At 63.3% G+C, this 16,430-nt stretch carries 15 protein-coding genes and 1 tRNA gene; 2 read left to right on the forward strand and 14 right to left on the reverse strand.

What is annotated here, in order from left to right; genetic code table 11:
* Window positions 1-862: 862 nt before the first annotated feature.
* Together ACVCMI_RS13650 and ACVCMI_RS13655 are read left to right on the forward strand one after the other, a co-directional pair.
* Window positions 863-1,270, forward strand: a complete 408-nt coding sequence (locus ACVCMI_RS13650; protein WP_447098450.1) for a hypothetical protein — start codon at window positions 863-865, stop codon at window positions 1,268-1,270.
* Window positions 1,240-1,704, forward strand: a complete 465-nt coding sequence (locus ACVCMI_RS13655) for a transposase (protein WP_447098449.1) — start codon at window positions 1,240-1,242, stop codon at window positions 1,702-1,704. The genes ACVCMI_RS13650 and ACVCMI_RS13655 overlap by 31 nt, the downstream gene beginning before the upstream one ends.
* Here ACVCMI_RS13655 and ACVCMI_RS13660 read toward each other — a convergent pair.
* The 14 genes from ACVCMI_RS13660 to ACVCMI_RS13725 all read right to left on the reverse strand — a co-directional run bounded on the left by ACVCMI_RS13660 (window position 1,585) and on the right by ACVCMI_RS13725 (window position 16,430).
* A complete protein-coding gene (locus ACVCMI_RS13660) occupies window positions 1,585-2,844 on the reverse strand; it encodes a 5-methylcytosine restriction system specificity protein McrC (RefSeq protein WP_447098448.1) in 1,260 nt (419 codons plus the stop codon). The genes ACVCMI_RS13655 and ACVCMI_RS13660 overlap by 120 nt on opposite strands.
* Window positions 2,837-4,378 (reverse strand): McrB family protein, encoded by a 1,542-nt coding sequence (locus ACVCMI_RS13665; RefSeq protein WP_447098447.1) that lies wholly within the window; start codon window positions 4,376-4,378, stop codon window positions 2,837-2,839. The genes ACVCMI_RS13660 and ACVCMI_RS13665 overlap by 8 nt, the downstream gene beginning before the upstream one ends.
* Window positions 4,378-5,544, reverse strand: a complete 1,167-nt coding sequence (locus ACVCMI_RS13670; RefSeq protein ID WP_447098446.1) for a DNA cytosine methyltransferase — start codon at window positions 5,542-5,544, stop codon at window positions 4,378-4,380. The genes ACVCMI_RS13665 and ACVCMI_RS13670 overlap by 1 nt, the downstream gene beginning before the upstream one ends.
* A gap of 574 nt (window positions 5,545-6,118) precedes the next feature.
* Window positions 6,119-6,211 (reverse strand) — tRNA-Ser (locus ACVCMI_RS13675).
* 75 nt (window positions 6,212-6,286) lie between these two features.
* Window positions 6,287-6,490 carry a carbon storage regulator CsrA gene (gene csrA, locus ACVCMI_RS13680; RefSeq protein WP_395119577.1) on the reverse strand — a complete coding sequence of 68 codons (204 nt, stop codon included), beginning with the start codon at window positions 6,488-6,490 and terminating at the stop codon, window positions 6,287-6,289.
* Window positions 6,491-6,745: 255 nt separating this feature from the next.
* Complete coding sequence (alaS, locus tag ACVCMI_RS13685) at window positions 6,746-9,373, reverse strand: alanine--tRNA ligase (protein ID WP_447098445.1); 2,628 nt, start codon at window positions 9,371-9,373, stop codon at window positions 6,746-6,748.
* A 79-nt stretch (window positions 9,374-9,452) separates the two neighbouring features.
* Window positions 9,453-9,950, reverse strand: coding sequence for a regulatory protein RecX (locus ACVCMI_RS13690; protein WP_447098444.1), 498 nt, complete (start codon window positions 9,948-9,950; stop codon window positions 9,453-9,455).
* A gap of 235 nt (window positions 9,951-10,185) precedes the next feature.
* Window positions 10,186-11,223, reverse strand: a complete 1,038-nt coding sequence (recA, locus tag ACVCMI_RS13695; RefSeq protein ID WP_395119580.1) for a recombinase RecA — start codon at window positions 11,221-11,223, stop codon at window positions 10,186-10,188.
* A 157-nt stretch (window positions 11,224-11,380) separates the two neighbouring features.
* Complete coding sequence (locus tag ACVCMI_RS13700; RefSeq protein ID WP_395119581.1) at window positions 11,381-11,890, reverse strand: CinA family protein; 510 nt, start codon at window positions 11,888-11,890, stop codon at window positions 11,381-11,383.
* Between the two features lie 108 nt (window positions 11,891-11,998).
* A complete protein-coding gene (locus tag ACVCMI_RS13705; RefSeq protein ID WP_395119582.1) occupies window positions 11,999-12,235 on the reverse strand; it encodes a hypothetical protein in 237 nt (78 codons plus the stop codon).
* A 277-nt stretch (window positions 12,236-12,512) separates the two neighbouring features.
* A complete protein-coding gene (locus ACVCMI_RS13710; protein WP_447098443.1) occupies window positions 12,513-13,682 on the reverse strand; it encodes a glycosyltransferase family 4 protein in 1,170 nt (389 codons plus the stop codon).
* Between the two features lie 18 nt (window positions 13,683-13,700).
* Complete coding sequence (locus tag ACVCMI_RS13715; RefSeq protein WP_447098442.1) at window positions 13,701-14,816, reverse strand: hypothetical protein; 1,116 nt, start codon at window positions 14,814-14,816, stop codon at window positions 13,701-13,703.
* The gene (locus ACVCMI_RS13720; RefSeq protein ID WP_447098441.1) at window positions 14,813-15,592 is read right to left on the reverse strand and encodes a class I SAM-dependent methyltransferase; all 780 of its coding nucleotides are present in this window, start codon (window positions 15,590-15,592) and stop codon (window positions 14,813-14,815) included. Before ACVCMI_RS13720 ends, ACVCMI_RS13715 begins: the two co-directional genes overlap by 4 nt.
* Entirely contained in the window at window positions 15,525-16,430 is a 906-nt protein-coding gene (locus tag ACVCMI_RS13725) for a hypothetical protein (protein WP_447098440.1), read from the reverse strand. Before ACVCMI_RS13725 ends, ACVCMI_RS13720 begins: the two co-directional genes overlap by 68 nt.

The following is a 16,430-nucleotide window of genomic DNA, read 5'->3' on the forward strand; positions in this document are numbered from 1 at the left end:
GCGAAGCGCCCAGTTCGTCGGTTCCACCAAGACTATGTTCCGTGTCGGCTTGCGCCTGACAGGCAGTCGGATCGGTCCAGACTCACCGGGCACCACCAAGATGCCACCAAAAATAGGCGTGGGGCCATCGGCGGAAGGAGCTGCGGCGTGTAGGCGTTGTCCGCGCCAGCTCGCAGGCCACCTCACCGTCTTGAAGGGCTGATCTCTATGGGCGCCACTGCAGCCCTCACCACGACATTCGATCTGTCAATGAGGGTACGTGTTCGACGAGAGTCGTGCTGACTCGAAGATATTCGCTGCCCCACCACTTGCGAGCTCCACACCGTTACAGTAGAACTCGGCATTATGGGCGTCGACAGCGTACCTTCCTATCCCCGGTGCCAATGTGACCTGAGACAACTACCTCATCGCCATTACTGAAGGTAGGCTCATCTCATGGACACCCCAGCATCAATGATTTCCCCCTCGTCTTCCACGGCGGCAGTATCCTCGACCACGGTGCATGCCTCGACCGAAGTGCCGGAGGCGACACGCCGGCGGTTCACGCTCGGCTATAAGCGCAAGATCGTCACCTTGGCCGCAGGACTGCCCGACGGTGAGCTCGGCGCTATGCTGCATCGTGAAGGGCTGTACTCCTCGCACCTGACCCATTGGCATCGCCAGGTTGCAGCGCTGGACGCGCAGACGGCGGAGCCCAAGCGCGGACGCAAACCCGATCCCGCGCGCCCGGAGAAGCTTCGGATCAACCAGCTCGAACGCGACCTGGCGCGTGCGCAAAAGCGGCTGGCGCAAGCCGAAGCGATCATCGACGCCAAAAAAAACTCTGTGCGTTGCTGGGCCTGCCGAGCGGCGAGGAGCAGCCATGAGTGCGCTGCCGGCGTTATCGGCCTTGGTTGGCGTTGTGCGGGCGTGTACCAGCTTGGGCCTGTCACGGGCGACGCTACACCGACAGCGCAGGCCCAAGGTGCGGACGGCGGTCACCCGCACGCCACCGCTGAAGCTCGATGCCGCCGAGCAGGCGGCTGTGCTCGGCGAACTGATGAGCCCGCGCTTTGTCGACCGCGCACCCCAACAGATCTACGCCGTCTTGCTCGATGAGGGGCGTTACCTGTGTTCGGTGCGCACCATGTACCGCTTGCTGGCCGCGCAGAAGGCGGTGCGTGAGCGGCGCGAGCAACGTGTGCATCCGGTGTACGCCCGTCCCGAGCTGCTGGCCGAGGCGCAGAACCAGTTGTGGTCGTGGACATCACCAAACTCAAGACGACGGTGAAATGGACGTATGTCTATCTCTACGTCGTGCTCGATGTGTACAGCCGCTACGTCGTCGGCTGGCTGCTGAGTACGCGTGAGTCCGCCGCGCTGGCGCGCGAACTGGTGGAGCAGACGGCGTTGCGCGAGGCGGTCCCCAAGGACCAACTCACGCTGCATGCTGATCGCGGTGCGCCGATGCGCTCCAAGACGCTGGCCGGGCTGCTCGTCGATCTGGGCATCGAGGCCAGCTTTTCCCGACCCCAGCAAAGCAACGACAACCCTTACAGCGAGAGCCTGTTCAAGACCACCAAATATGCCCCCTTCTGTCCGTTCTTAGTCGAAATCTCTGCTTCCGACCAGCATGCGAATTACATTTTCAGCGAAGCGATCGGACTCAGCGTCTGGGTCAACCACCGCCAGATCGTATCGAATGGAAAAGAACTTCTTGCCTGATGCGGTTTCACCAACATACCTAGACGTATCCTCTTCTACTGCGGGACAGACGAAACCGCCGACGCTTACCCCCATGGCATCCATGAAAGAAAGTACCTCATAGCGGTCCTGTTCCTTGGGGGAAGGTTTGTATTTAACGTCCAACAATGCAACCACCGAACCGTCTCGCCAGATAATGATGTCCGGGTGGACAGAGTACTGCCCTGCGTCTGTAAAAAGTGGTCTTGGGGTTCGGTTGCCATCTTGGACCTCATAACCTAGTGGCCGAAGCCGGTCCGCTAACTCTCTCCGGAGAAACGCCTCGAACACGGCTGACACATCGACTATCAAGGAATCCAGTCGAACAAAACCGTCAAATGCAATATCGGGCAGTGAGTTTTGAAGAATAAGTAGCGATGCCCAAAGGGGGTCGCGATAATGTGGCAACCGAGGTGATAACGCACGGATGCGCTGGGAAAGCCGAGTGACCAAATCACTCTGCATCCCATCCCAAACCGCGACAGGCCAGAGGTCGTGAAGAATAGCCTTTGCTTCCGCGATTATGGGGTTCCGGCGATCATTTCGCTGAAACCAATCTGTCGTCTGCGTAAGTGCGCTTTTTAGAGCGATGTTCTCGATGATCGACGGTGAAAGTATGCTTAGATCGAATTCGTGCCGATACCGGACTCCTTTCGATGCGTGGCGTCGGATTGTGTCCGACGCCAATAGCCTGCCGCGCCAAGGCGACGGATTTAGCGGCCGAATATACTCCTTCATGAAACCGCGTTTGGCTATGAGCTTCGCGCCATCAACCAGTGATCGGCCGAAGACCCTTTCGACGTTAGCGACCGTGGTGAATCTCGGCAAATACCCACGTGAAAAACTAGAGATCGCGGTCGGGATAACCCCGGATCTCACAAGCATATAAGACAGGTTTGAAATTGTCGCTCTTGGCTTGACGCGAACGGAAAGATCAGCGGTGAGAGGAATAGTTCCAACGTATTTCGTCGTACGAAGCGTAATCTGTCCGCCCTTCAATGTTGCGGATAGATAGCCCCTTGTCGTTATGCGCTCGTCGAGTCGCAACTCTCCGTCCTTAAGGAGTGCACTGACACGGATCGAAAGGTCTCCGAACTCTTCGCACTCAATTATCTCAAGCATCGTCGGCTGCACCTTCGATTCGCCGGATCAGGGCACCGAAGCTTGCGGCCAAATTGTCAATTGCACCGTCGTTGAGCTCAATAGCCTGCCCGGCAGTCGGCTTCATTCTGTATCGCCACACCAGCTTCAAGTGCTCAAGGTTCTTCACGTCGGCAAAGAACGAATGCCCGATGCCGAAGGGCACCATGCGCTGTACAGTCTCAAACCACTGACCAATTTCCGTGATTTGGGCGGGAGTAAAACCAGCCGAGCTCTCTAAAAGCTCCTCAGCAACCTCGCGCGAAGGCGCAACTTCGATGTGGTCGAAACGACGCACGAACGCGGCATCGACTTGCGTAACGCTTCGATCGTATGGATTCATCGTCCCCAAGAAAATGAGATTGTCGGGGACCGAACTAAGTCTGCCGGAAAAAGGTAGCGTAAACTGTTCGCCCCGATATGTCCTCTCAATGTAAGTTAGGAGTTCGCCGAATACGCGCGCTGGATCTCCGCGGTTTATTTCGTCAACGATGATAACCGCTAAACCATTATTTGCTTTAAGCTCCTCCGCGCGTTTACAGGCGAGCAGGAAAGTCTTGTCAACGATCTGAAAGCCAGACGTCGACGACTGATCTGGCCGATAACCCTCTACAAAGTCTTCGTAGCCGTAGGACGGATGAAACTGAACCTTAAAAATATCAGTGTCAACATTCTGAACCAAGTGTTTAGCAACGCGCTTTGCGTAGTAGGACTTTCCGGTGCCAGGAACCCCGGTAAAAATAATGCCAGATGTACCTAGCGAAAGGAGCTGTTGAACCTGCACCAAAATCGGATCATCTAGGTGCATCGCTGCAGGCGATGGTGTCGCGGCCGGAATAGACGACGCTGACGTTACATCATCGACAAGAGCTGATTTGATTGCCGCCTCGTAGTCCTGCGGGTGCTGCGCATCTTCAAAGAGCTTAGACTGCTCTTCGGGATGAAAGACGAAGAGGCTCTCGAAATCGACGTCCCGCATGGGGAAGGTCTCTCGAAAGCGCTGCTCAAGAGCTCTCGCGTCATCGGTATCGTCGAAATTGTCGTCCCGGAACATCAGGACCGCGAGATCCAAGACAGGAGCCCGGTGAATCTCTTGGCCCTTGCTTAGAACCTTCTCGCGGAAGATGGCTGCAAAATTCTCGGAGAGCATCCAACTCTCCCCATCTGGCGAGTCAACTCGTTGCGCCGCCCCCCACTTACCCGCAAACGTATTCTTGCGGATGGTCGCGGAATTACTGTGGGGGAAACCCGCCTCTGCTCGACGCAATGTCACCGGGTTGAAATATGGCTTCGCCTCGTTGCCATCGTTCAAACGAAAATACTTATCCCAGAACTCAAACTCATGCGGCGTTTCGTTCATAAGCACCGCCTGACCCGGTGCAACACCAGCGCCTCTCTGGATGAGAGCCAGCATCGGAAACAGATGAGTTGCTCCCTGGGACTTGGCAACGTTCCGCCAATCCCCGATGTTGTTCAACGCAAGTGCAACACGATCAGCCCGAATTTTCTTCGACATCAGGCTACACGCCTAGCATTAGCAGACTCGAACTCCATAAGCGACTTCAAAATCTCATCCCCAATCGCACGCGCTAGGAGCGGCGGAACCGCATTTCCGATCTGTCGTGGAAAGCTTGCCCCCATGAACTGATAACGATCGGGGAAGCTCATGAAGCGCGCTGCCTCGCGATGGGAGATCGCCCGGTCCTCGAATGGGTGAAGAAATGGACCAGACGCGACATTTCTATAGTTGCAGGTAATGGTGTAAGCCGGTCTGGCTGGATCCAAGCGAAAGTACAGGGTGGTGCAATCCTTGCGCAGCGCGCCGGTGGAGATCGTCCGCATCTTCTTGAAGCGTTCTGGCAGCACTTTGACAGGGGCTGAACGAAGGCCGTGGCCCTGAGATATATGCCTTGCCAACGCCTGTGCCTGCTTCGATAACGGACGCCCCACGTGAGTCGTGATTTTCTTCGGAGCACCTGTCCGGCAGTAAGCCTGATACGGATTTTTCGGACGACAGACGTACGCACGAGCTTGATTCTCGTAATCATTGCCTATTAACGGCAAATCGCCAATTGCTTCGTCAACTGTCACATAGGGTTTCAAGCCTAATTTGGAATCCGAATGGGTGGGTTTAGGGAAGGAAAGACGAAGGTGGTCGAACCGTGTTCCGATGAACAGGATTCGGCGCCGCATTTGTGGAACTCCATAGTCGGCTGCAAGAACCTGGCTGAAGTCGGTGCGGTAGCCGATTTCCGCGAATGCGCCTTCGATTTGACGCCTGAACTCACCCTTCCCATAAGTGAGCATACCCTTGACATTCTCCATCAAGAACATCTTTGGCCGGACTTCGTCAACTAGTCGAACGAAGTGCTTAAAGAGAAAGTTTCTGGGATCGTCTTGCAGCCGCTTTCCGTGCGTACTGAAGCCTTGGCAACTAGGACCGCCTGCCAAGAGGTCTATGTCCGAAGTTCCCGCAAGGGCGATGAGCTGCTCACCCGTGACATACTCTACGTTCCCTTCAATCACAGGAACGCCAGGATGGTTGTAGCGGTAGGTCGCCGCCGCGTGCCTGTCGAAGTCCACTCCCACCACAGGCCGAAATCCTGCCTGACGTAAGCCTTCACTGAGACCGCCAGCGCCGCAAAAAAGGTCGATAACGACGGGGCCTGAGCCGCTTAGCATGATTACTCCATATTTGTTAGTGGTCGAACACACGCTACCCCATGATGCACTGGGTAAATATTCGCACAATGGGCCGCCGGAAACAATGAACCGCGCCGGCTCTTCCGCGTGAACTGACCCTTGGGGTTCGTTTCTAGCCCAAGTGCAATGCCACCTTCAGTAGCGTGCGCACGACATAGCCCAACACGAGTGCCTGTCGGCAAATACGAAAGCAGGAAGCATCCAGGACGACCCCGTTCTTTGCGTGCGTGATTGCATTGTCCGGATCCGGGTCTCACGCAACGCGACTGACAAGCGTCATGTTCGGCCCGCTGTTCTTTTGTGAGTCGAGACCCGTAGTTACCGCGTGACAATTCAGTTCCGCCTCTGGCGGGTAGACTGTAAGTCGTACAACTAAAAAGGTGCGCACCGCTTGGTGCGCACCTCTTCGTTTATAGCTGTATCCAGTGTAGACAGCTCAACCAAGCCCAACACGTCAGAACCAGAAACAACAACGGCTGGCATACCCAATGGCATACCAGCCGTCTTGTCTTGCGCGCAAGTTGCTTTAAATCAACAGCTTACGTTACTTCATTGGCGGAGAGAGAGGGATTCGAACCCTCGATCAGGCTTTTGACCCGATACTCCCTTAGCAGGGGAGCCCCTTCGGCCACTCGGGCATCTCTCCGGGGTTTTGCCGCATGACTGCGGAGCCGGCAAGGATACTGATCGGCGCGGCCCAGGTAAAGTCTTGAAACGGTGGTCAGTGGTCGCCGCTGTCGTCCGGAGCGCTGCCGGCGTCGTGTTCACCGCGGATTCGCTGGTAGATTTCCTCGCGATGGACGGCCACGGTTTTCGGCGCGTTGATGCCGATGCGTACCTGATTGCCTTTCACGCCAAGAACGGTGACGGTCACCTCGTCGCCGATCATCAGGGTCTCACCGACCCGGCGGGTCAGAATCAACATGATTGCTACTCCATAAAATGCTGCTGGTCACAGGCTTGCGGATTGACCCTGCCTCACCCCTGAGCGTGAGTCCATCCGCGGCTCGACGTTTTTGATCCGTCGAAGGCCCTACCGCCTTCCCGGCTCACAGCCAAAACACTCCTTAAGCGTCCTGACTGGCGGCTTTGCGCCTTTTGGCGAAAAACCGACCTCCGCGGATACTAACTGAGCACGATTCCCCGGTGCAATCGGCGCTGCAGCAGTCGTTAAGCCGAATCAACGCGAGGAAACCCAGTCGGCAAGACCCGCCAGGATCGCCGGCAAGTCGGCGCTGTCGGAACCGCCGCCCTGGGCCATGTCGGGTCGACCGCCGCCCTTGCCACCGATCTTCGCCGCGACATGGGCGACCACGTCACCGGCCTTGATCCGGCCCAGCGCCTTGCCGTGTACACCGGCGATCAGCGCGACCTTGCCGTCGGCAGCCCCGGCCAGCAGCACCACGCAATCGCCGAGCTGCTGCTTGAGCTGGTCGACGCTGTCGCGCAGCGACTTTGCGTCGAACCCTTCCAGGCGCGCAGCGACCACCTTGATGCCGTCGACGTCTGCAGCCGAGGCAGTCAGGTCGGCAGTGGCGGAACCGGCGGCCTTGCTGCGCAGCGAATCCAGTTCGCGCTCGAGTTTCTTCTGGCGATCGAACAACTGGCGCAGTTTTTCCACGGCGTCGTCGCCGCTGCTGGAGAGCAGACGGGAGAGATCGGCGAGGCGGCGCTCCTCCTCGGCGACATGCGCGAGCGCACCGTCGCCGGTGACCGCCTCGATGCGACGCACGCCGGAGGCGACGCCGGATTCGCCGACGATCTTGAACAGGCCGATGTCGCCGGTGCGGTTGACGTGCGTGCCGCCGCAGAGTTCGGTGGAAAAGTCGCCCATCTTCAGCACGCGCACTTCATCGCCGTACTTTTCGCCGAAGAGTGCCATGGCACCAGTGGCGATCGCCTCGTCGTAACCCATGCGGTGCACCTCGGCGGCCGCGTTGCGGCGCACCTCGGCGTTGACCATCGACTCGACGCGAGCCAATTCCCCATGGCTTACTGGCTTGGGGTGCGAGAAATCGAAACGCAGGCGCTCCGGCGCCACCAGCGAGCCCTTCTGGGTGACGTGGGTGCCGAGCACCTCGCGCAGCGCCGCATGCAGCAGATGCGTGGCCGAGTGGTTGAGCACGATCGCCTGGCGGCGCGCGGGATCCACCTGGGCGTCGAGCAGGTCGCCGCTGCGCAGCGGTTGCGTGCCGTGCCAGTGGCCGGCGTGGCCGAAGAACACGCCGCCCATCTTCAAGGTGTCGTCGACCGCGAAACGGCCGGACGTGCCGAACAACGTGCCGGTGTCGCCGACCTGGCCGCCGGATTCGGCGTAGAACGGCGTGCGATCCAGTATCAGCAATCCTTCCTCGCCCTCGCCCAACCGGTCGACATGGCGACCGCCGCGCACGATGCCAAGCACCTTGCCGCCGCGGTCTTCCAAGGCCTCGTAGCCGAGGAACACGGTAGGCGGCAGTTGGCTGGCCAGCTCGGCCGGCATCTGTCCCCTCGCCTCGAACTTGCCGGCGGCGCGGGCGCGTTCGCGCTGCTCGTTCATGGCCTGCTCGAAGCCGGCCATGTCGACGTCGAGGCCGCGCTCGCGTGCGATGTCGGCGGTGAGGTCGACCGGGAAACCGTACGTGTCGTAGAGGCGGAACGCCTCGGCGCCCGGGATGGTCTTGCCGGACTTCGCCGCGGCCTCGTCGAACAGCCGCATGCCGTGTTCCAGCGTTTCGCCGAAACGCTGCTCCTCGGTGCGCAACGCATCCTCGACGATGGCCTGCTTCTCTTTCAGCTCCGGATAGGCCTCGCCCATCTCCTCCACCAGCGGCGCCACCATCTTCCAGAAGAAGTCGCCGCGCACGCCGAGCATCCAGCCGTGCCGCAGCGCGCGGCGGATGATCCGGCGCAGCACGTAGCCGCGCCCCTCGTTGGAGGGCAGCACGCCGTCGACGATCAGGAAGGAACAGGCGCGGATGTGGTCGGCAATCACGCGCAGCGACTTGTTGGCCAAGTCGGGCGTGCCGGTGAGTTCGCCGGCGACGCGGATCAGGTGCGCGAACAGGTCGATCTCGTAATTGGAATGCACGTGCTGCAGGATCGCGGCAAGCCGCTCCAGGCCCATGCCGGTATCCACGCACGGCGCCGGCAGCGGGCTCAGCGTACCGTCGGGGGCGCGGTCGAACTGCATGAACACCAGGTTCCAGATTTCGATGTAGCGGTCGCCGTCCTCATCCGGCGAACCGGGCGGACCACCGGCGATGTGCGCGCCGTGGTCGTAGAAGATCTCGGTGCACGGGCCGCACGGGCCGGTGTCGGCCATCTGCCAGAAATTGTCGGAGGCAAACGGCGCGCCCTTGTTGTCACCGATGCGGATGATGCGCTCGACCGGCACGCCGATCTCGTCGCGCCAGATCGCGAAAGCCTCGTCGTCGGTGTGGTAGACGGTGACGGTGAGCCGCTCCGGCGGCAGCTTGAACACCTGGGTCAGCAGCTCCCACGCCCAGCCGATCGCCTCATGCTTGAAGTAGTCGCCGAACGACCAGTTGCCGAGCATCTCGAAGAACGTGTGGTGGCGCGCGGTGTAGCCGACCTGGTCCAGATCGTTGTGCTTGCCGCCGGCGCGCAGGCAGCGCTGCACGTCGGCCGCACGCACGTAGCCGGGTTTCTCGCTGCCGAGGAACACATTCTTGAACTGCACCATGCCGGAGTTGGTGAACATCAAGGTCGGGTCGCTGGCCGGCACCAGTGAACTGGACGGCACGATGGCGTGGCCCCGGGCGCGGAAGAAGTCGAGGAAGGCGGAACGGATTTCGGAGGTTTTCATGCGGATCGCGGTGGCTGGCGGCAGGGGGTCACACCGGCTTGGCGCCAATCGCTCCGCCACCGCCGGGTGGCGATGGATGTCAGGGAAGATCGTCGGCGTCGTCCACTTCGGCGTGGGTAACACGTCGTACTGTGGCGGCGGCAAAGCCGCGGCGCAAGAGGAACTGTGCCCGGCGGGCGCGTTCGGCGGGGTCATTCGTGCCCGCGCCACCGTAGCGCCGGCGCAGTTGGGCGGCGGCCGAGGCGTCCCAGTCGACCTCCGCCGCGTCCAGCAACTCGCGGATGCGAGCGTCGGCCAGGCCGTGGCTTTTCAGCTCCTGGCGCAGGCGCATGGGTCCGTAGCCCTGGGCAATCCGGCTGCGCAGCAGCACTTCGGCGAAGCGGTCGTCGTCCTGGTAGTGCTGCTCGCCCAAACGATCCAGCGCCGCAGCGGTTTCCTCGCTCTCGTAGCCGCCCTGGCGCAGCTTGGTCTTCAGTTCCTTGCGCGAATGCTCGCGGCGGGCGAGCAAGCCCAGCGCCTTCTCGTAGGCGCTGCGTTGGGGTTTGGTCGGGTTGCCCGCGCCAGGACGCTTGTTCATGTCATGGCCATGCAACCGCATACCGGGTACGGGCAAATTCCCCCCGCCGTTCTGCCTGGGCGTGGCGTGGCGAAGTCGAAGGGCGACCCTTCGACTCCGATCCTGCGGATCCACGCCCGGGCGGACCGGCCGGGAAGACATGCATCGTCGCGCCGAGATACGGCACCTGGCCAAAACGCGCATGGCCCGGGCGAGCCGGGCCATGCGCATGCAACGGAACGTCAACCATCACGGCTCACGCTTCCTCGAGCGCCTCTTCGGGACCGGCCGCGGCTGCCTTGCCCACCGGCACCAACAGGCGTTCGCGCAGCTGCTTGTCGATCTCGTTGGCGATCGCCGGATTGTCGCGCAGGAACTGGCGCACGTTCTCCTTGCCCTGGCCGATGCGGTCGCCGTTGTAGCTGTACCAGGCGCCGGACTTGTCGATCAGGTTCTGCGCCACGCCCAGCTCGATGATCTCGCCTTCGCGCGAGGTGCCCTCGCCGTACAGGATTTCGAATTCGCACTGGCGGAACGGCGGCGCCACCTTGTTCTTGACCACCTTGACGCGGGTTTCCGAGCCGATGATCTCGTCGCCCTTCTTCACCGCGCCGATGCGGCGGATGTCCAGGCGCACCGAGGCGTAGAACTTCAGCGCGTTGCCGCCGGTGGTGGTCTCGGGGCTGCCGAACATCACGCCGATCTTCATGCGGATCTGGTTGATGAAGATCACCAGGCAGCCGGACTTCTTGATGTTGGCGGTGAGCTTGCGCAGCGCCTGGCTCATCAGGCGCGCGTGCAGGCCGACGTGGGAGTCGCCCATTTCGCCCTCGATTTCCGCCTTCGGGGTGAGCGCGGCGACCGAGTCGACCACCACCATGTCCACCGCGCCCGAGCGCACCAGCATGTCGGCGATTTCCAGCGCCTGCTCGCCGGTGTCGGGCTGCGACACAAGCAGGTCGTCGACCTTGACGCCGAGCTTTTCCGCGTAGGTCGGATCGAGCGCGTGCTCGGCATCGATGAACGCGGCAGTGCCGCCGGCGCGCTGGCAGCTGGCGATGGCCTGCAGGGTCATGGTGGTCTTGCCGGAGGACTCCGGGCCGTAGATCTCGACCACGCGGCCGCGCGGCAGGCCGCCGACGCCCAACGCGATGTCCAGGCCCAGCGAACCGGTGGAAACCGTCTCGATCGCCTCGTTGACGCGGTCACCCATCCGCATCACGGCACCCTTGCCGAACTGCTTCTCGATCTGGCCGAGGGCGGAGGTGAGCGCCTTGCGCTTGTTGTCATCCATCGTTGGTATTCCGGTTGGGCGGTGAGTGGGAGGCATGATGCCCGGATCGAATCTCACGGGTTGCGATCATGCGGGCTCGGCCGCGCGCGGCAACGGGCCATGATCGGAACGTGCAGTATCCCACACTCGTCAAGCCGGTCCGGCAGCGCGCGGCGCCTCATTCCGTCAGGGTTTTCCGCAAGCCTTCGAGCGCCGCCGCCACGGTTTGCCGGCGCACGGCCTCGCGATCGCCGGAAAAATGGAACATCCGCGCATGGGCGTAACCGCCGCGGCGTTTCCAGCCGATCCAGACCGTACCGACGGGTTTGCCCGGCATGCCGCCGGTCGGACCGGCGATGCCGGTCACCGCTACCGCCACGCCGGCACCGAAGCGCGCCAGCGCGCCGGCCACCATCTCCAGCACGGTCTCTTCGCTGACCGCGCCGGCATGCTCCAGCGTGCGCGGGTTGACCCCGAGCAGGGCCTCCTTGGCCTCGTAGCTGTAGGTGACCACGCCGGCGTCGAACCAGGCCGAACTGCCCGGCAGGTCGGTCAGCGTCTTGGCGATCCAGCCGCCGCTGCAGGATTCGGCCGTGACCAGCATCAAGCGGCAGCGCTGCACTTCCACGGCCACCTCACCGGCCAGCGCCAGCAGTTCGGCATCGGTGGGAACGGACGGCATATCCATACGGGGCTCCGGGGATGGGGCGTGGTCGTCGCCACGCGCGAACGGCACCGTTCTACCCGTTCCGCGCGACCACGCCAAGACGGCGAGTCGGACGTCGGCGCAAGCCATTCAGCGTGTCGAGGAGTCCACCGACTCGGGCCGCGACCGGGACGGCGGCTTTCCGGCATCCCGGGGGCGGACTGCCGGAATCTCGCCGCCCGCGTCGGCGCCGTGTCGGCCAAGCAGGGTTTCCATCTGCAGTTGCAGGTTTTTCAGCGCCACCGTGTGACGGTGAAGCGCGGCCATGATGGCCCACAGCAGCACGCCGTTGACAATGAGCAGGATGCCAAGACTGGTGAGGGTCATCGGTATGGTTCCCGGTTGCAGCAATCGCGGACGCGTGGCGTCGCTTGTGGACATGGAATGGTCGCTCACCCGTCCGGTGGCGCGACGGATGGCCGGCTCGGCAGAGCCTGCAGGGGATTCAAGCACATTCCAGGCCATGACCACCGTGCGCGCGTGCACGTCTCCCCTGATGACGGTCACCCTGCCGGTTGCGCAAGCGCACCGCGCCGCGAAATCCGACGCGCGCAGCGGGTCATCTGCGCGCAGCCGATACCCCGCGCGGGGATCAGGCGAGCCGTCAGTCGACGGCGGCGGCGTGCGCCATGCGGTCGGGCTGCAGCAGTTCGCGGTATACCGCCAGCGTGCGTTCGATGACGAGGCGTTCGTCGAAATTCGCCAGTACCTTGGCCCGCGCGGCGGCGCCCAGGCGGGCGGCCAGTTCGGGCGCATCGACCAGGCGGGCGATGGCGCGCGCCAACGCGGCGGCGTCATGCGGCGGAATCAGCAGGCCATCGACCTCGTTCGTCACTACCTCGCGACAGCCCGGCATGTCGGTGGTGATCAACGGTCGCGCGCAGGCGGCGGCCTCGATCAGCGATTTCGGCAGGCCTTCGCGGTAGTATGTGGGCAGCGCCACGATGTCCACCGAACGGAACAGCTCGCTGGTGTCGTCCACGTGCCCCAGCCACTCGATCACGCCTTCCTCCACCCACTGTTGCAGCGTGGCTTCCGGCACCGCCGCCGGATTGCCCCGATCGGGCATGCCGGCGAGCAGGAAGCGGATGCGGCGGCCGGCCCCGCGCAGCAGGCGCGCCGCCTCGACGTATTCGGCCACCCCCTTGTCCCACAGCAGTCGCGCGGCCAGCAAAACGCACGGTTGCGGCCTGCGCGGACCGTCTGCGTTCGCGCGCGGACTGAACCGCGTGCAGTCCACACCCGAGCCCGGGATCAGGTCGATGCGATCGGCACCGATCAGGCCGGATTGCCGAAACATCATCTCGTCGTCCGGATTCTGCAGGATCAGCCGCGTGCGCCGCCCGCGCATGGCCAGACGCAGCGCCGCGCGCACCATCGGCCGCAGGCAGCGCGCCTTGCGGTCGTTGCTGGCGAACACGTAGCCCAGCCCGGCCACCGCATTCACCCGCGCCGGCACGCCGGCGAGCTGCGCGGCAAGCGAGCCGTACACCGCGCACTTGATCGTGAAGCCATGCATCAGCGCCGGGCGCTCGCGCCGGAACAGCCGCACCAGGCTCGCCAGCAGTTGCAGTTCGCGGGCGGGATTCAGGCTGCGCCGATCCATCCCTGCCAGCGGCTGCCAGCGCAGGCCAAGGCCGCGCAGCCGCTCGCCGTACGCGCCGGACGGCGACACCAGCAGCACCTCGTAGCCGCTGGACTGCGCGGCCAGCGCCAGTGAGCGGCGGAAGTTGTAGAGGTACCAGTCGGTGTTGGCGAAAAAGACGATCTTCACGGTGGGTATCGAGCCTCCTCAGTGTGCCTGCCTTTGCGCCTGCGGGTCGGCAGCGCTCGCCGTGCAGGACGCGCGCATCGCATGGATGGCGGCGGTGTACTGCGGAAAGTCGGCGGTGACCGGCGCGCCGCCATAGGGGCCGTCGGCCTGCCACGCGCTGCCGTAGCCGTAGATCCACACGTAGTCTTCCGCCGCGCTGTAGGCGGACCGCAGGTGCTCGGCGAATGCCTGCGGCGTATCGCGGGCGGACTTGTCGGTGTAGGAATGCCCCAGCGGCCACAGTCCGGGAGCCACGCTGAGGCCGCTGCGACTGGCCTGTTCGGTGCCCATGAAGACGTCGTAGTTGCGCTGCGTCTGGCGTACCGGCGTGGCCATGTCCGAGCCGTCGTAGGTGACTTCGGTCGCAATCACCACATGCGCCCAGTTCGCCGACAGCAACCCGTGCAGGAACGGGATGGCCAGCGCATAGCCGCCATGCCAGAAATGACGCGAGGGGCCCGGATCGGTGCCGAACTTCGAGACCAGTTCGTCGAGCGGCGTGCGCGGATAGTTCTGGTGAAGCGCGTCCTTGATGACGACCAGGGTCATCTGCGGATAGGCCGCCCGCATGGCCTCGGCGATCGCGCTTGCCTCGGCCTGCACGGTGGCGGACAGCTCGCCGCTGTCGACCCAGGTCGGCTCGTACGGCTCCAGGTCGATCGCGATGCCCTTGAGCCCTGCATGCCGCGCCAGCGCCGCGGCGTGCGAGAAGTTCCGCACCACCTGTTTCAACCCATCCGGGTCGTGCCAGTCGATCGGCTTGTACAGCGCCACCTTGATGAAGTTGTCGGTCACGCCGTGGCGGGCATAGACGGACTGGAACAGGCCCAGTTGCCGCCACAACTTGCTGTCCGTGCGGGTGCCGACATCGTCCTGCCAGGAGGCCATGACGCGGTTGGCGAAGAATCCCTGCACGCCGACCGTGTCGCCCCAATAGGCAGCCTGCCCGTCGGTCGCCTGGGTGTGGAAATTGGTGCCGTCGAACATCAGCAGTTTCGGGCAGCCTGCGCTGACGGGCCTGGCTGCGAACAGCAGCAGCGCGACCGCGCCGAGCAACGCCCGCGTTGCGCGCGGCGACGCATGCACCGCCCTCATGGCGCGGAACCCGCTGCGTCGGCTGCGCCGAACACGCCGGCCCGGTCGCGCCGGGAGCGCAACAGGAACACCATCTCCTGCGACAAGGCGGGCGCGATCCATATTTGCCGGAGCACCTCGAAATCCGCTGACAGCTCGGCATGCGCCTGCCCGACGCTGCAGAAGCACAGCGGGTCCCGCCCGCCGCCGAACACCGCCGCGCGCAGCTCACGCCGTTTCTTGTGGAAACCGGTTTCGATCCCGTACGAGACGATGGTGCAAGGCGCGATCCGGGCGAACTCGCGCAGCATCCGCCGGCGCAGACCCGAAGGCACGCGGTGCATCAGCCGCAGGCACACCACCACGTCGAACGACCCTTCGCGGAAACGCGCCAGGTCGGTCGCGTCCTCCACCTGGAAGCGCACGTCGGTGCAGCCGGCGCGGGCGTATTCGGCCTCGGCCAGTTTCAGCATGCTGGCGGAGATGTCCGAGGCCACCACGCGGGTGCCCCGCGCGGCGAAGATGCCGGCGAGCTTGCCGGTGCCGGCCGGAAGGTCCAGCGCGGTGCGGTGCGGCACCTGGTCGAGCAGGGTTTCGATGGCGCGCCGCTCGCGTCGCGCGACCAGCCGCGAGGGAAGATTGCGCCATCCCTTCGGCGACATGAACATCTGGTGGTAACGCCGCGCCGTATCGTCGTTCTGATAGAAGCCGCGGGTATCGCGCTCATAGTCAAAATTCATGGTTTGCGGCCCAGTGGTTGAGTTGCATGAAATAGCCGGCCAGATACGGTCGGCCAATGACCCGCCTGGCGCCCGCCATGTTGCGCAGCGCCTTCTGTGCAAAATGTCGACGCATGGCGATCGTCTCGCGCAGGAAATAAGTGAGCAGGGTGCCGTCGAGCAGGAAGCCGGCGGCATCCTCGTAGGCGGCGAGCAGGTCCTCCACGTCGAACCCCTGCCACAGCGTGACGCCGCCGCCCTGACCCCAGTTGATCATCAGCAGGGAGATCACGAACCGCGCCACGTCGTCCTCCGGCATGCCGAGGTAGACGTGCTGCGGGTCGAAGAACAACCAGTCCTCGCGCTCCTCGTCGTAGCGGAAATTGCGCACTTCGAAACCGCCGATGAAGAGCGTGCGCTCGCGTTCGCCGATGCGCCGTGCGACCTCCGCGTCGGGCACCAGGTAGCCGTCGTGCAGGTAGTCCTTGGCCGGGTAGCCGGCCGGATTCGAGCGCGCGCGATGCAATTGCGCCAGCACCACCATCGCCTTGCGCAAGGCTTGCGCTCGATGCCGCGGGCCGAAGGCACCGTGCTTTTGCTGCAGCATCGGGCGCAGGTCCGGCCCGGAGAGTCGCGGATAGACCACGCATGCATGGTCGAGCCGCAACGGCGTGCAGACGTGTTCGCTCAGCTCGCGCAGCAGCAGCGCATCGGCGTACTCGCGGCCGGCCTTTTCCATGCACGTCGGGTCCAGCCAGTCGCGCAGCGGGTCGTCGCTGCGGCGGAATATCTTGTAGAAGCGGTCCGCCGACGAGGCCACCCAGGATTCCTTGCGTGGCGTGAAGGCAAGCTCGGCGAGCCACCCCGCGGAGCCGGTCGGCGGCACCCGTTCGCACGCTGCGTTCTGTCCGTTCAT

This window comes from Rhodanobacter sp. UC4448_H15 (assembly GCF_052978265.1).

Coding starts and splice junctions, on each gene's coding strand:
- ACVCMI_RS13650 (WP_447098450.1), top strand. CDS start 863: ATGAGTGCGCTGCCGGCGTTATCGGCCTTGGTTGGCGTTGTGCGGGCG.
- ACVCMI_RS13660 (WP_447098448.1), bottom strand. CDS start 2,844: ATGCTTGAGATAATTGAGTGCGAAGAGTTCGGAGACCTTTCGATCCGT.
- ACVCMI_RS13665 (WP_447098447.1), bottom strand. CDS start 4,378: ATGTCGAAGAAAATTCGGGCTGATCGTGTTGCACTTGCGTTGAACAAC.
- ACVCMI_RS13670 (WP_447098446.1), bottom strand. CDS start 5,544: ATGCTAAGCGGCTCAGGCCCCGTCGTTATCGACCTTTTTTGCGGCGCT.
- csrA (WP_395119577.1), bottom strand. CDS start 6,490: ATGTTGATTCTGACCCGCCGGGTCGGTGAGACCCTGATGATCGGCGAC.
- alaS (WP_447098445.1), bottom strand. CDS start 9,373: ATGAAAACCTCCGAAATCCGTTCCGCCTTCCTCGACTTCTTCCGCGCC.
- ACVCMI_RS13690 (WP_447098444.1), bottom strand. CDS start 9,950: ATGAACAAGCGTCCTGGCGCGGGCAACCCGACCAAACCCCAACGCAGC.
- recA (WP_395119580.1), bottom strand. CDS start 11,223: ATGGATGACAACAAGCGCAAGGCGCTCACCTCCGCCCTCGGCCAGATC.
- ACVCMI_RS13700 (WP_395119581.1), bottom strand. CDS start 11,890: ATGGATATGCCGTCCGTTCCCACCGATGCCGAACTGCTGGCGCTGGCC.
- ACVCMI_RS13705 (WP_395119582.1), bottom strand. CDS start 12,235: ATGACCCTCACCAGTCTTGGCATCCTGCTCATTGTCAACGGCGTGCTG.
- ACVCMI_RS13715 (WP_447098442.1), bottom strand. CDS start 14,816: ATGAGGGCGGTGCATGCGTCGCCGCGCGCAACGCGGGCGTTGCTCGGC.
- ACVCMI_RS13725 (WP_447098440.1), bottom strand. CDS start 16,430: ATGAACGGACAGAACGCAGCGTGCGAACGGGTGCCGCCGACCGGCTCC.